Origin of the sequence: Micromonospora cynarisoli (assembly GCF_030518815.1) — a bacterium.
Classification (GTDB): Bacteria; Actinomycetota; Actinomycetes; order Mycobacteriales; family Micromonosporaceae; genus Micromonospora; species Micromonospora wenchangensis.
On record NZ_CP130426.1, the window covers coordinates 2,437,361 to 2,451,759 of the forward strand.

General features: G+C 74.3%; 10 protein-coding genes. 6 read left to right on the forward strand and 4 right to left on the reverse strand.

Going from position 1 to position 14,399, the window contains the following annotated elements:
- Positions 1-254: 254 nt before the first annotated feature.
- Genes Q2K16_RS09905 through Q2K16_RS09915 form a run of 3 tightly spaced genes read right to left on the reverse strand, consistent with a single transcriptional unit; the run spans position 255 to position 4,603 of the window.
- Positions 255-1,043, reverse strand: a complete 789-nt coding sequence (locus Q2K16_RS09905) for a DUF4184 family protein (RefSeq protein WP_302744897.1) — start codon at positions 1,041-1,043, stop codon at positions 255-257.
- A 27-nt stretch (positions 1,044-1,070) separates the two neighbouring features.
- Positions 1,071-1,811, reverse strand: a complete 741-nt coding sequence (locus Q2K16_RS09910; protein ID WP_302744899.1) for an HAD family hydrolase — start codon at positions 1,809-1,811, stop codon at positions 1,071-1,073.
- 53 nt (positions 1,812-1,864) lie between these two features.
- On the reverse strand, positions 1,865-4,603 hold the full coding sequence (locus tag Q2K16_RS09915) for an MGH1-like glycoside hydrolase domain-containing protein (protein WP_302744900.1): 2,739 nt from the start codon (positions 4,601-4,603) through the stop codon (positions 1,865-1,867).
- 45 nt (positions 4,604-4,648) lie between these two features.
- Between Q2K16_RS09915 and Q2K16_RS09920 the strand changes: the two genes are divergently transcribed.
- From Q2K16_RS09920 to Q2K16_RS09945, 6 genes are all read left to right on the forward strand, one after another.
- Positions 4,649-6,589, forward strand: coding sequence for an amylo-alpha-1,6-glucosidase (locus Q2K16_RS09920; protein ID WP_302744901.1), 1,941 nt, complete (start codon positions 4,649-4,651; stop codon positions 6,587-6,589).
- 141 nt (positions 6,590-6,730) lie between these two features.
- Positions 6,731-8,062 (forward strand): glycosyltransferase family 4 protein, encoded by a 1,332-nt coding sequence (locus Q2K16_RS09925; protein ID WP_302744903.1) that lies wholly within the window; start codon positions 6,731-6,733, stop codon positions 8,060-8,062.
- Positions 8,063-8,201: 139 nt separating this feature from the next.
- Positions 8,202-10,118, forward strand: coding sequence for a serine/threonine-protein kinase (locus tag Q2K16_RS09930; RefSeq protein WP_489671907.1), 1,917 nt, complete (start codon positions 8,202-8,204; stop codon positions 10,116-10,118).
- A gap of 209 nt (positions 10,119-10,327) precedes the next feature.
- Complete coding sequence (locus tag Q2K16_RS09935) at positions 10,328-11,851, forward strand: serine/threonine-protein kinase (protein WP_489671908.1); 1,524 nt, start codon at positions 10,328-10,330, stop codon at positions 11,849-11,851.
- Positions 11,852-11,953: 102 nt separating this feature from the next.
- Positions 11,954-12,763: a metal-dependent hydrolase gene (locus tag Q2K16_RS09940; protein WP_302744908.1), complete on the forward strand. Its 810-nt coding sequence runs from the start codon at positions 11,954-11,956 to the stop codon at positions 12,761-12,763.
- A 219-nt stretch (positions 12,764-12,982) separates the two neighbouring features.
- A complete protein-coding gene (locus Q2K16_RS09945) occupies positions 12,983-13,633 on the forward strand; it encodes a hypothetical protein (RefSeq protein ID WP_302744909.1) in 651 nt (216 codons plus the stop codon).
- Between the two features lie 74 nt (positions 13,634-13,707).
- Here the strand turns inward: Q2K16_RS09945 and Q2K16_RS09950 are convergent, their stop codons facing one another.
- Positions 13,708-14,301, reverse strand: a complete 594-nt coding sequence (locus Q2K16_RS09950; protein ID WP_302746424.1) for a nucleotidyltransferase family protein — start codon at positions 14,299-14,301, stop codon at positions 13,708-13,710.
- Positions 14,302-14,399 lie beyond the last annotated feature (98 nt).

Here is a 14,399-nt window from a genome sequence, read left to right on the forward strand (position 1 = left end):
GGCAGCGGTGTTCGCCGGTACGGGCCCGACGGGCGACGCAGGCCGCCCGTGTCGGGCCCGGCACGCGGACCAGGCCGCCTGCACTCAGCTCCCCGGTGCCCCGGCGCCGGACTTCGGCGCGTCCCCGACCACCCCGAACGGTCGACGACGTCGGGCCAGGTTAGGCAGCGGCCGGGTCGCCCGGCAAGCGGTGCGGCGGTGCCGTGAAGGCGTTTCACGCCGGGGTGGAAATGCGGCATCCCGGCGTGACACGCTCAGCCGGGCTGACGCTGTTCGGCATCGAGGCGGGGGGCCGGTGGAGTGGCCGGGCCCCCGGCCGGAAGGCGGGTCGCCGCCCAGCCGCCGAGGATCGCCCCCAGCGCCAGCAGGTGCAGCAGTCGTACGCCGGACGGGGCGGGCGCGGTGGCGGCGGGGAGCACCGGCAGCACCGGCACCCCGAGCGCCACGACCGCCAGCGCCACCGTCCGGAACACCACCGGCCGGACCGGCGGCGCGGGCGGCGGTACGCCGGGGAGGAGCTGCCCCCGGCGGGCGGCCCGGACCGCCAGGGCGCACACCACCGCCCCGCAGACCAGGCTGCTGATCAGGTTGGACACGAGCGGCCAGCCCAGCCCGGCGAACGTGACCGGCTCCACTCCCAGGGCGTACGCCCACCGCGTGCTGTGGGTGACCCGGTCCAGCACGACGTGGCTGACCGCGCCGATCAGCGCCGAGCAGACGGTGACCTGCCAGGGGTGCCGGACTCCGCCGAGCACCGCGTACCCGGGCCAGCCGAAGAGCCGACCGCCGGGCAGGTGCCCGGCGATCCCGGCCACCACCCGGCGGACCAGCCAGGCGTAGGCCAACGCCACCGGCAGGCCCCACCACAGCGCACCACCCAGGGTGTGCACTTGCGCGCCCAACTCGAAGCGGGTGCCGCTGGCCAGGTAGGCGACGTCAGGTGCCACGGCCCCGGTGCAGAGCGCCACCCCGTCGAACCAGTGCGGTCGCCACAGTTTCAGCGGCAGTACCGGAGCCAGATGCGAGGGAAAGGTGAGCGGCACGCACCGTACGTTACCGGCTCGACACCCTCAGAAGTGGGCAAGCAGGTCCGGAAAGGCGGCCAGCCGGATCACCCCGGTGTCGGCCGGATCGAGGTCGTCGTTCTCCAGCACCCAGGTGTTCTCGTTGGGGATGAACACCGCCCGCATCCCGGCCGCCCGCGCCGGCAGGATGTCCGACTTCGGGGAGTTGCCGATCATCCAGGCGTCGGCCGGGGCGAAGCCGTGCTCCCGGGCCAGCCACCGGTAGGTGCCGGCGTCCTTCTCGGGCACGATGTGGGCCGCGCCGAAGTGGTGCAGCAGGCCGCAGGCGTCCAGCTTGCGTTGCTGCTCCTCCCGGTCCCCCTTGGTCAGCAGCAGCAGGTCGTAGCGGGTGGCCAGGGCGTCGAGGGTGTCGGCTACCCCGGGCATCAGCTCGACCCGGTGGTTGACCAGCGCGGCGGCCAACCGGTCGATGTCCGTGCGTTCCCGATCGGTGGCCGGCCGCTCCCGCAGCCGCTCCAGGCACTCGCCGAGGCTGCGCAGGAACACCTTGCTGCCGTAGCCGTGGGCCACCGCGTTGGCCCGCTCGATGTCGTCGAGCACGGTACGGATCTGGGCCCGGTCGAGGGTGGGGTGGTCGAGCCAGTCCAGGAAGTCGTCGATCACCCGCTCGAACAGGACGTTGTTCTCCCACAGCGTGTCGTCGGCGTCGAAGATCAACGTCGTCGCGCGCCCACCCGCAACCGTCCCGGCACCACCCGACGTCGTCCCGGTCTCATCCGCACCCATCCCGGCCCCTTCCCCGATCCGTCGGCCGCCCGGCCGGGCGGCCGACGGACACGCTAGCGGCCCGGCCCGCCCGGCACATCCGGGTTGTTCCGGCGCAGGGTCAGGATCAGGTCGGCCACCAGCGCCGTCCACCCGGTCTGGTGCCAGGCCCCGAGGCCCGCGCCGTTGTCGCCGTGGAAGTACTCGGGGAACGCGATCAGGTCCCGCCAGTCGGGATGGGTCTGGAAGAGCTGACACGCGCCGTAGATCGGCCGGCGGCCCCAGCCGTCCCGGGTGAACAGGGAGATCAACCGGACGGACAGGTCGTCGGCGATCTCGTCCAGGGTGCACTTGCGCGCCGACCGGGTCGGGTACTCCACCTGCAGGTCGTCGCCGAAGAACGCCGCGTAGTCACGCAACGCGCTGATCAGCAGGAAGTTCGTCGGCATCCAGATCGGACCGCGCCAGTTGGAGTTGCCGCCGAACAACCCGCTCGTCGACTCGGCCGGCTCGTAGCCGACGCAGAACTCCTGCCCGCCCAGGTCGACCGCGAACGGCTTGTCCAGGTGGGCCCGGCTCAGCGTCCGCAGGCCGTAGTCGGAGAGGAACTCGTCGGGGTCGAGCATCCGGGCCAGCAGCCGGACCACTTGCTCCGGGCCGACCATGGACAGCAGCCGCTGCTGGCGGCCGTCCGGGCCCAGCCGGCGGGCCCCGATCACGTCGGCGTACTCGGGACGCTGGCTGAGGAACCAGCGCAGCCGGGCCCCCAACTCGGGCAGGCGTTGCAGGGTCCGCGCGGACAGCCGGGTGGTGGCCGCCAACGGCAGCAGCCCCACCACCGAACGGACCTTCAACGGCACCTGACTGCCGTCGGCGAGGCGCAGCACGTCGTAGAAGAACGCGTCCTCGGCGTCCCACAACCCCTGCGAGTAGCCGGCGGCGGCGATGTAGGCGAAGTGCTCGAAGAACTTCGTCGCCGTGTCCACGTACGCCCGGTCGTGCTCGGCCAACACGATCGCCATGTCCAGCAGGTTGAGGGCGTACATCGCCATCCAGCCGGTGCCGTCGGACTGCTCCAGCACCCCGGCCACCGGCAGCGCGGCCGACCGGTCGAACGGGCCGACGTTGTCCAGCCCGAGGAAACCACCCTCGAACAGGTTGTTGCCGCCGGTGTCCTTGCGGTTGACCCACCAGGTGAAGTTGAGCAGCAGCTTGTGCATCACCCGGGCGAGGAACTCGTGGTCGCGCCCGCCGTCGATCTCGAACACCTTCAACGCCGCCCAGGCGTGCACCGGCGGGTTCACGTCACCGAACGCCCACTCGTACGCCGGGATCTGGCCGTTGGGGTGCAGGTACCACTCGCGGAGCAGGAGCAGCACCTGCTCCTTGGCGAAGCCCGGGTCGACCCGGGCGAGGGTGACGCAGTGGAAGGCCAGGTCCCAGGCGGCGTACCAGGGGTATTCCCACGGGTCCGGCATGGAGATCACGTCGAAGCTGGTCATGTGCCACCAGGCGCTGTTGCGCCCGTGCCGGCGGCCGGCCGGCGGCGTCGAGCCCGGGTCGCCCTCCAGCCACCGTTTGACGTCGAAGTGGTAGAACTGCTTGCCCCACATCAGCCCGGCGATCGCCTGCCGGGCCACCAGGGCCTCGTCGGCGCTGGCCGCCGTCGGGATCACCCCGGCGAAGAAGCGGTTCGCCTCGGCCCGCCGGGCCCACACCACGGCGTCGAAGCCGGCCCCCAGCTCCGCCGGGGGCGGCACGGCGGAGCCGGGCGGCGGCGCGGTGCGGGTCAGCCGCAGCCGGATCTGCCGCTGCCCGCCGGCCGGCACCTCCAGGACGTAGTGCAGGGCGCCCTTGGTCCCCTCCCGGTCCGGGTTGACGGTGGCCGCGCCGGCCACCACGTGGTCGTTGATCCCGTCCTTCGGGTACGGCGAACGGCCCGGCAGCCCCCACAGCCGCTCGGCGTTGGTGTCGTTGTCGCACAGCAGCGGGGTCGGCTCGCCGTCCCCCTCCAGCAGGAGCTGCCCCAGCACCCAGTGCTCGCCGACGAGCCGGGCACCCTCGCCGGCCAGCCGGGGCACCCGGTCCGCGCCGGGCGGCCCCCAGGCCCAGGTGTTGCGGAACCACAGCGTCGGCAGCACGTGCAGGGTGGCCGCCTCGTCGGCCCGGTTGGCAACCGTGATCAGGATGCACAGGTCGGTCGGGGACGCCTTGGCGTAGTCGACGGTGACCGCCCAGTACCTGTCGTCGTCGAAGATGCCGGTGTCGACCAGCTCGTACTCGGTCTCGTCCCGGCCGCGCAGGGCGTTGACGGCGACCAGCTCGTCGTACGGGAAGGCGGTCTGCGGGTAGTGGTAGCGCCAGCGCATCCACGAGTGGGTGGGGGTGCTGTCGAGGTACCACCAGTATTCCTTGGCGTCCTCGCCGTGGTTGCCGCCGTCGCCGCCGAGACCGAACATCCGCTCCTTGAGGATCGGGTCGACCCCGTTCCACAGCGCCAGCGCGAAGCAGAACGTCTGCCGGTCGTCGCAGACGCCCGCCATGCCGTCCTCGTTCCAGCGGTAGGCTCTGGACCGCGCGTGGTCGTGGGGGAAGTAGTCCCACGCCGTGCCGTGCTCGCTGTAGTCCTCCCGTACCGTCCCCCACGCCCGCTCGGACAGATAGGGACCCCATGCGCGCCAGTCCTGCTCCCCGGCGTCGGCCTGGGCGAGCCGGAGCCGCTCGGCGTCGGGGGACGGGGCGTCGGAGGGCGATCTGTCGGTGAACACCTGCACATTTTCGACGCCGCCGGGGTACTTGACCACAGCGGCCATTGTCGTCGTGGCGTGTTACACCTCGCCGCCACAGGAGGAAAGAAGTTGATCGAGTTCGGTTTCGGGCCGGGGGTCTGCGGTGAACTGGCCGACGGGGCGACCCGGGAATGGCTGGTCACCGACGGTCTCGGCGGGTACGCCATGGGCACGGTGAGCGGGCTGCGGACCCGCCGCTACCACGGTCTGCTGGTGGTCGCCGGGGAGACCCCGGCCGCTCGCCGGGTGGGTCTGGTCAGCCTCGACCCGGCGGTGGTCCTGCCGTCCGGGGCCCGGGTCCGGCTCGGCGCGCACGAGTGGAACTCCGGGGTGGTCGACCCGCGCGGCTTCGAGTACCTCGAACGGTTCGACCTGGTCGACGGGCTGCCCCGCTGGCGGTGGCGGATCGGCGACGTGGTGATCGAGCGGGAGCTGGCCATGACGTACGGCCGGTCCGCCGTGGCGGTGGTGCACCGGCTGGTGGCCGGCGGCCCGGTCCGGCTGGACCTCTCGGCCGCCTGCACCTGGCGCGACGCGCACGGCGAGCGGCGGGCCGACGGGCCGACGCCGCGGGTGGAGCCGGCCGACGGCGGCGCGGTGGTCGAGGGCGCGTTCCGCCTCGCCGGCCCGGACTGGACGCCCGAGGGGCAGTGGTGGCTGGGCGTGCACCACCGCGAGGAGGCCGCCCGAGGGCTGCACCCCGACGAGGACCTGTGGTGCGCCGGTCGGTTCTCCGGCGCGCTGGAGCACCCCGGGGACACCGTGTCGGTGCTGGCCTGGGCCGGCGACCTGACCGAGGAGCCGCCCCCGGCGACGCAGGTGGTGGCGGCGGCCCGGCAGCGGCACCGGGCGGTGCTGGCGGCGGCGAAGCCCGCCGACGCGGTGGACGCGACCCTGGCACTGGCCGCCGACGCGTTCGTGGTGCGTACCCCCGCCGGGCCCGACGTGGTGGCCGGGTACCCCTGGTTCGGCGCCTGGTCGCGGGACACGATGACCTCGTACGAGGGGTTGTTCCTGTGCACCGGGCGGGCCGACGAGGGGCGGGAGCTGCTGCGGGCGTACGCGGCGACGCTGTCGGAGGGGATGCTGGCGAACACCGCCGACACCGGTCGGGTGGAGTACAACACGGTCGACGCGACGCTGTGGTTCCTGCACGCGGTCGGCCGGCACGTCACCGTCACCGGCGACACCGACCTGGGCGACGAGCTGCTGCCGGCGCTGCACGGGGTGGTGCGGGCGCACCTGGCCGGCACCCGGTACGGCATCGCGGTCGACCCGGCCGACGGGCTGATCACCCAGGGTGGCACCCCGGGCACCGCGCTGACCTGGATGGACGCCCGGGTGTACGGGGTGCCGGTGACCCCCCGGGTCGGCAAGCCGGTCGAGGTGAACGCGTTGTGGATCAACGGGTTGGCCGGGTTGGCGGAGCTGACCGAGCTGGCCGGGCAGGACCCGGACGAGCTGTGGCGGCTGCACGACCGGGCCCGGGAGGCGTTCGGCAAGCGGTTCCCCACCCCGGCGGGCTGGCTGCACGACGTGGTGGACGCGCCCGCCCCGGCGTACCCGCTGGGTGGGGCGGCGCACCACGACGACGACCTGCTGCGCCCCAACCAACTGCTCGCCTGGTCGCTGCCGTACGCGCCGTTGGAGCCGGACCCGGTGGCGCTGCGGCGGGTGGCGGCCGGGCTGTTCACCCCGCTGGGGCCGCGCAGCCTCGCCCCCGACGCGCCGGAGTTCGCGCCCCGGCACCGGGGCGGGCCGGCCGAGCGGGACGGCGCCTACCACCAGGGGACGGTCTGGCCGTGGCTGGTCGGGCCGTTCGTCGAGGCGTACCGGAAGGCCGGGCTACCCACCGACGACTTGCTGGTCGGGCTGGTCGGACATCTGGGGGAACATGGCCTGGGGTCGGTGAGTGAGACGGCGGACGCCACCGCCCCGCACGCCGCCACCGGATGCCCGTTCCAGGCGTGGTCGGTGGCCGAGCTGCTCCGCGTCCGACGGGCCCGATAGGCACGCGTTACACACCGGCAACGGTGGCGTCTCCGCTGGTTATCCAGCACTCGGCAGGATTGGCCCCGACCCCGGGCCAGCGCAGGACACCCTCATGGTGTCCCACCGGCGCGCGCCCAGGACACACCCGAAGGGGGCCGCATGTCACCAGACGCCGACGTGATCGACATCCACCCCGCCCGACACCAGCGGGTGCTCATGCTGTCCTGGGAGTACCCGCCGGTGCTGGTCGGCGGCCTCGGCCGGCACGTGCACGCCCTGGCCACCGCCCTGGCCACCGCCGGGCACGAGGTCACCGTGGTCACCCGGCACGCCGAGGGGGCGCCGCTGGAGGAGTACGCCGACGGCGTACGCGTCCTGCGCGCCCCCGAGGACCCGGTGACCTTCCCGCTGGCCACCGGCTCCCTGCTGGCCTGGACGATGGCGTTCAACCACACCCTGACCCGCACCGCCCTGCGGGCCGCCGACACCGGCGGCTACGACGTCGTCCACGCCCACGACTGGCTGGTCGGACACACCGCCGTCACCCTGGCCGAGCATCTCGACCTGCCGCTGGTCACCACCATCCACGCCACCGAGGCCGGCCGGCACCAGGGCTGGCTGCCCGGGGAACTCAACCGCACCATCCACGGCGTCGAACACTGGCTCAGCAACGCCTCGGCCCGCGTGATCGCCTGCTCCGGCTACATGCGCGCCCAGGTCAGCCGGCTGTTCGACGTACCGGCCGGGCGGGTCGACGTGGTGCCCAACGGGGTCGACGACCGGGCCTTCCGGGCCCGGCCCCGGGCGGTCGCCTCGGCCCGCGCCCGGTTCGCCGGGGACGGTCCGCTGGTCGGCTACGCCGGTCGGCTGGTCTACGAGAAGGGCGTCCAGCACCTCGTCGACGCCGTACCCCACCTGCGCGACCGGCACCCGGGGCTCCGGGTGGTGATCGCCGGGGACGGCCCGTACAAGGACGAACTGGTCGACCAGGTACGCCGTCTGCACGTCGGCGACAGCGTCCGGTTCACCGGCTTCCTCGACGCCGGCCAGCTCCCGGCGATGCTCGCCGCCACCGACGCGACCGTCGTACCGAGCCTCTACGAACCGTTCGGCATGATCGCCCTGGAGGCGGCGGCGGCCGGCGCGCCGCTGGCCGTGGCGAGCACCGGCGGGCTCGCCGAGATCGTCGAACCCGGGGTCACCGGGGTGACCTTCCCGCACAGCGACCCGGGTGCGCTGGCCGGCGCGGTCGACCGGCTCGTCGGCGACGAGGTCTTCGCCCGCCGGGTGGCCAGGCGGGCCCGCACCATGGTCGGCGAGCGGTACGGCTGGGCGGCCATCGCCGCGCGTACCGCGGGCAGCTACGCCACCGCCCGCCGCGACCACGGCGGTTTCCAGGCCCGACGGGCGGCGGGCCTGCTGGCCGGCGGGCGGCAACCGATCACCATCCCCGAGGGCAACCTGCTGGCATGGGACGGTGCCGCCTGCTGACCGGATCGAGACCTGACAACCGATAGGTCCGCCCCGATCCATTGGCTACGGTGTACCTCGGCCGATGGTGAGGAGAACGGTGCAGCAGGTAGTGATCGCCGGCCGGTACCGCCTGTTGAACTTGGTGGGCCGGGGTGGCATGGGCCGGGTCTGGCTGGCCCGCGACGAGGTGTTGCACCGCGAGGTCGCGATCAAGGAGGTGGTGCCCCCCGCCTGGCTGGCCGACGACGAACGCGACGAGGTGCAGCTGCGGACACTGCGCGAGGCGCGCACCGCGGCCCGGCTCAACCACCCCAACGTGGTCCGGGTCTACGACGTGGTGCAGGTCGAGGAACGCCCCTGGATCGTGATGGAGTACGTCCTGTCCCGGTCGTTGCAGACGGTGCTGGACACCACCGGCCCGGTCGAACCGGTCCGCGCCGCCGAGATCGGGCTGGCGCTGCTGTCCGCGTTGCGCGCCGCGCACTCCGCCGGGGTGCTGCACCGCGACGTGAAACCGCAGAACGTCCTGGTCGCCGACGACGGCCGGGTGATGCTCACCGACTTCGGGCTGGCCACCTTCGACGGCGGTGACGGGCTGATGACCCGCCCCGGGATGGTGCTCGGTTCCCCGCAGTTCGTGGCCCCCGAACGCGCCGCCGACGGGGTGTCCAGCGTGGAGGCCGACCTGTGGTCGCTCGGTGCCACCCTGCACGCCGCCGTCGAGGGCCGCTCCCCGTACGCCCGCAGCACCGCGATGGCCACCCTGGCCGCCCTGGCCACCTCCCCGCCGGACCCGGCCCCGCACGCCGGGCCGCTGCGCCCCGTGCTCGACGGGCTGCTGACCCGCGACCCCCGGCACCGCATCCGCCACGACGAGGCCGCCCGCCGGCTGGAGGAGGTGACCCGGGCGACGCCCCGGCCCGAGCCGCCCACGGTGGTGCTGCCGGTCGCCCGCCCGATGGGCGTGGCCCGGCCGACCCCGCCGCCCGGCGCGGACGACCCGCCGGCCGGCCGGCCGACACCACCGCGTACCCGCGCGGACCTCGACGCCGAGCGGGAGTGGGGACCGCCCGGCCGGGTCGCCGCCGGGTCGGGTGAGCCGGGAGGCTGCCTGCGGGGGCCTGGCGACACCGACGGATGCGGCAGCGCTGCGGCCGACGCCCCGGCAGGTTCCGCCCCGGGGCCGACCGGACCGCAGGTGACCGGCCAAGGACCGGGCGCAGCCGCGCCGGGCGGACGCGGGCCGGGACGCCCCGGCGCGGGTACGGGGTCACGGCGGGCGACCGGCACGGGCGGGCCGGCCGGAATGCTCGCCCGGCTGCCCAGGAGCGCCCGGGGCTGGATCCTGGCCGGGGTGACCCTCGCCGTGGGGGCGACGGCCGGCATCGGCACCACCGTCGCGATCAACGACGACGAGCACGGGGCCGCGCCACGGCACACCGACGTGGCCGTCGACAGCACCCCCTCGACCCGCCCGTACGGCCCGCCGGCCGGTGATCCGGGCCGGCCGGGCCCGGCACCCGGCGCGTCGGGCCTCGCCCCGCCGCCGCTGCCGTGCCTGCGTCCCGACCCGGTCGGTACGAAGGTCACCGGCCGACCGGCGACCGTGGACGACGGTTTCCGTCCCCCGTCCGGCTGGACCTGGTACGACGGTGCCGGCTACCGGCTCGCCGTCCCGATCGGCTGGCTGCGTAGCCAGGAGGGGCAGGTGGACTGCTTCCGCGACCCGGGCAGCCGGCGGACGCTGAGCGTGGAACCCCTGGCCGGTGGCGGCGGGGCGCTGGAGCGGCTCCGGGCCGAGGAACGCACGCAGCTCGGCTTCGGCGCCCTGCCCGGGTACGACAAGATCAAGCTGGCGGCGTCCGACGGCGACGGCGCCCAGTGGGAGTGCCGTTGGGACACCCCGTTCGGCGGCCGGGAGCACGGGGTCCGGCTGATCCCCGGCCGGGACCTGTCCGGATACATGCTGAGCTGGTCGTCGGCGGACGAGGACTGGGACGACGCGACCGACGAGCTGGCGGTGGTCCGGGAGAGTTTCCGGAGCCGGTCGACCGAGCTGACCTCGCCGACCTGACCCGCCCCGCTCCACCGTCGGTCTCCGCCGCCGTCGGCTGCCGGCCCCCTCGGGCCGCCCGCCCCGCCTGGGCCCACCCGATCCGCCGCCACGAGACACCTCGGTCACCGTGGATATCCTGGTAGCGGGCGCAGCGAGGGGGAAACGTCGTGCACGAGCAGCGGGTCGCCGGGCGGTACCGGCTGCTCGGTCTGGTCGGCACCGGCGGGATGGGCCGGGTCTGGTTGGCCCGCGACGAGATGCTGCACCGGGACGTCGCGGTCAAGGAGGTCGTGCCGCCCCACTGGCTCGCCGCGCACGAACGCGAGGAGCTACGGCTGCGCACGTTGCGCGAGGCCCGCACCGCGGCCCGGCTCAGCCACCCCAACGTGGTCCGGATCTACGACGTGGTGCACGACGGGGACAACCCCTGGATCGTGATGGAGTACGTCCCGTCCCGCTCGCTGCAACAACTGCTCACCACGGAGGGGCCGCTGGACCCGCACCGGGTCGCCCGGATCGGGTTGGCGGTGCTGGCCGCCCTGCGCGCCGCCCACGCCGCCGGGGTGCTGCACCGCGACGTCAAACCGCACAACGTCCTGGTCGCCGACGACGGGCGGGTGGTGCTCACCGACTTCGGGCTGGCCACCTTCGACGGCGGTGACGGGGCGATGACCGGGCCGGGGATGGTGCTCGGTTCACCGCAGTTCGTCGCCCCCGAACGCGCCCGCGACGGGGTCTCCAGCCCGCGTACCGACCTGTGGTCGCTGGGGGCCACCCTCTACGCCGCGGTGGAGGGGCGGTCGCCGTACGCCCGGGGCAGCGCGATGGCGACGCTGAGCGCGTTGGCCACCGAGCCGCCCGACCCGGCGCGTCGGGCCGGGGCGCTGCGTCCGGTGCTGGAGGGCCTGCTGCGCCGCGAACCGGAACGACGGCTCACCGCCGCCGAGACGCAGGCCTGGCTGAGCGTGGCACTCGCGGCGACGCCCGCCACGCCGCAGCCCTCCGCCCCGGCCGTGCCTCCCCCCACGGTGGTGCCGGCCGGCGGGGACACCCCGCCGTTGCCGGTCGCCGGACCGCGCCCCCGACGGCGGCGGATCGCCCTGGTCGCGGTGGCCGTCGTGGGCACGCTGCTGGCCTGGGCCGGGACGACGGTCGCGCTGCGCAACGGCCCCGGCCCGCCGTCGACGCCGGGCGGTGGCGCCGGCACCGGGGCGTCCCGGCCGGCGGCCTTCCCGTGCGCCGCGCCCGCGCCGGCCGACGCCACCCCGGTCCGGTCCGCACCGCCGCCGCCGGGTGAGCGGTTCGGCCTGGTCGCGGGCTGGACCTGGTACACCGACCCGGACGGCTTCCGGATCGCCGCGCCGACCGGTTGGCTGCGCTACACCGACGGCCCGGCGACCTGCCTGCGCGAGCCCGGTGGCCCCCGGGCGCTCAGCATCGCCCCCGGCGTCGCCCCGGCCGACCCGGTCGCGCACTGGCGGGCCGAGGAACGCCGGCTCACCGACGACGGCCGGCTCACCGGCTACCGGCGGGTGGAGATCTCCGCGCTGGACATGTTCCGTGGCGGCGCGCTGTGGGAGTGCGAGTGGACCGGCCCGACCGGGGCCCGGCTGCACACCGCCCGGCTGCTGGTGCGGGTCGCCCCGCAGCGGGCCTACACCGTCTCATGGCTGACAGACCAGTTCGACTGGCAGGTCAACGCGACATACTTCCTGATGATCAGGCAGAGTTTCCGCCCTGCCGCCGCCTGACACCCTCCCCTGTGGACCGATCGGGTTGTTGCCCTGTCGGCGGCGGTTCTGACACAGTGGCGTAGCGTTGTCGATCAAGAAAACGGGGAGGGGCGAGGCGACATGATGGGACCGTCCCACGCGCTGTCGGGCGCGGCGGTGTGGCTGACCGGGTCGTGGGCGCTGGACCAGTTCGCCGACTACCACCAGTCACCGCTGGCCCTGGCCGTCGGCACCGCCGTCTGCGCCGGTGGGGCACTGTTTCCCGACCTCGACCTCTCCGGCAAGGTGACCCGCAACCAGGGCGGCGCGACGGTGGCCCGCACCTTCGGGGTGTTCTCGCTGTTCGTCGCCGAGGTGATGGAGAAGATCTCGCTCGGCGTCTACTACGCCACCAAGCTCAGCCGCGACCCGCGCCGCAACAACGGTCACCGCACCCTGACCCACACCATCCCGTTCACCGTGCTGGTCGGGTGGGGCACCACCACGCTGTGCACCGCGTACGGCAAGTGGGCGGTGGTCAGCATCCTGTTCTTCATGATCGGGCTGGCCCTGCGCGGGCTCTTCGACAAGTGGGCCGAGCGGGCCGGCTGGGTGATCGTCACCCTCGTCTCGGCCGCCGCCGCCTGGTTCACCTTCGCCAACCTGCCCGGTGACCGCGGCTATCCGATGATCGGGCTGGCCGTCGGGGTGGGCTGTTTCGTGCACATCCTCGGCGACATGATCACCAAGGCCGGGGTCCCGATCCTCTGGCCGATCCCGATCAAGCGCCGGATGTGGACGATGATCGGGCTACCCAACAGCATCGCGTTGCGTACCGGCAGCAAGGCCGAGGTGGTGGTGCTGCGGACCGCGCTGACGGTGCTCTCCGTGCTCGCCGCCGTCGGCCTGGTCGCCCCCTCGGTGCTGCAACGGTTCAACATCGAGGTCTGACCGTCAGGCGTTCCGCCTCCGGGCGTCCTTCCCCTCCGGACGCTATCTCGCCTGCTGTGGCGTCGGGCCCGACTGTCCGCCCGGGACGTTCCGGACGTCGCGGGCGCGGCGGATGTCGCCCCGGCGGCGCGCGGACGTCGTCCCCGGCGGGCACGAAACGCCGGGACCAGCCGAACGTGGGACGGACCGGGAGTGCCACGCACGCCTACGATGCGTAGCATGTCCGCCGGCCCCGGGACCCGCCCCCTCGCCGGGTCCGGTCGCGGACGGCTCCTCGCCGGCCTGCTGACGCTGCTGTCGTTGGCCCTCTTCGCGGGCGTGCTCTGGGACGCCGGGTACGCCCGGCTCTATCCGGCGGCACGCTTCCTGCACCGCCCGCTGCCCCTGCTCGGGCTCGCCGCCCTGGCCGCGCTGACGCTGGTGCTCGCCGGCTGGCTGGCCGCCCGGCAACCGCCCGCCGCGACGGCGCTACGGTCGGGCGCGCTCGGCTGCGCGGTGCTGCTCGGCGTGGGCACCGGCGCGTGGGGCATGTCCCGCACCGGCTTCGCCTCGACCGTCGAGCGGGACTCCACCCTGGCCGTCTCCCCCGACGGCCGGTACGCGGTGGTCCGGCTGGACACCCGCGACTGGAAGGACCTGCCACACACCGAACTGCGGGTACGCACCCGGGCCGGGCTGCTCAGCCACGACGCCGACCGGGAACTGGTCACCTGCCGCTACGAGCGCCCCCGGGGGCGGATCGACGCCGAGTTCGTCGGCGAACGGACGGTCCGGGTCACGCTGGTCGACCGGCCGGCGGTCACCGTCGCGTTCGACGGGCAGCTGCGCCCCCGGCACACCGTCGACATCTGCCGCCCACCCGACGGCTGACCGTCGACGGCGCGGCAGCCCACCGCCCGACCCGGCGCAGCCGGGCGGGGTGGCGCTGCCGGGCGGGGTAGCGCTCAGGCACCGACCCGCTGGGGTGGCACGGTGAGGCCGTAGAGCGCCATCAGTTCCGGGGTGTCCACCCGGTTGCCGTCGGCCACCGAGTCGCAGGCGATGTCGACGATCTGGTCCTTGTGCGCCAGCAGGTACGGTCGGGCGCCGATGTCGGCGCCGGCCAGGGTCGCGATGCCGGCCCAGTGCCGACGGCCGAACAGCATCGGGTACCCGCGCAGCCCGTCGTAGGTGGCGCAGGCCAGCACGTCCGGGTACGGCAGTGCGGCCACCCGCCGGACCGCCTCCGGGGTGAGACCGGGCATGTCGACGGGCACCACCACCACCGCCTCGACCCGTTCGTCGGCCAACGCGGCAAGGCCGGCCCGGATGGACGACCCGACCCCGGCCCCCGACGCCCGGTTGACCACCACCGTGGCGGGACTCAGGTCGGCCGCCGCCCGAACCTCGTCGGCCGCCGCCCCCAGCACCACCACCAGTTGCTCACAGCCGGCCGCGACCATCGTGTCGATCATGCAGCTGACCAGCAGCCGGCCCCCCTGGCGCAGCAACGCCTCGGGGCCGCCGAGCCGACGCCCCCCACCCGCCGCGATGATCATTCCTGCGATACGCACACCGGGTGCAACGAGCCCCCGAGAGATGAGTGTCGGCACGAAACGGATATTTCACTCGTATGCCCTCAACCACCCGCACCTCC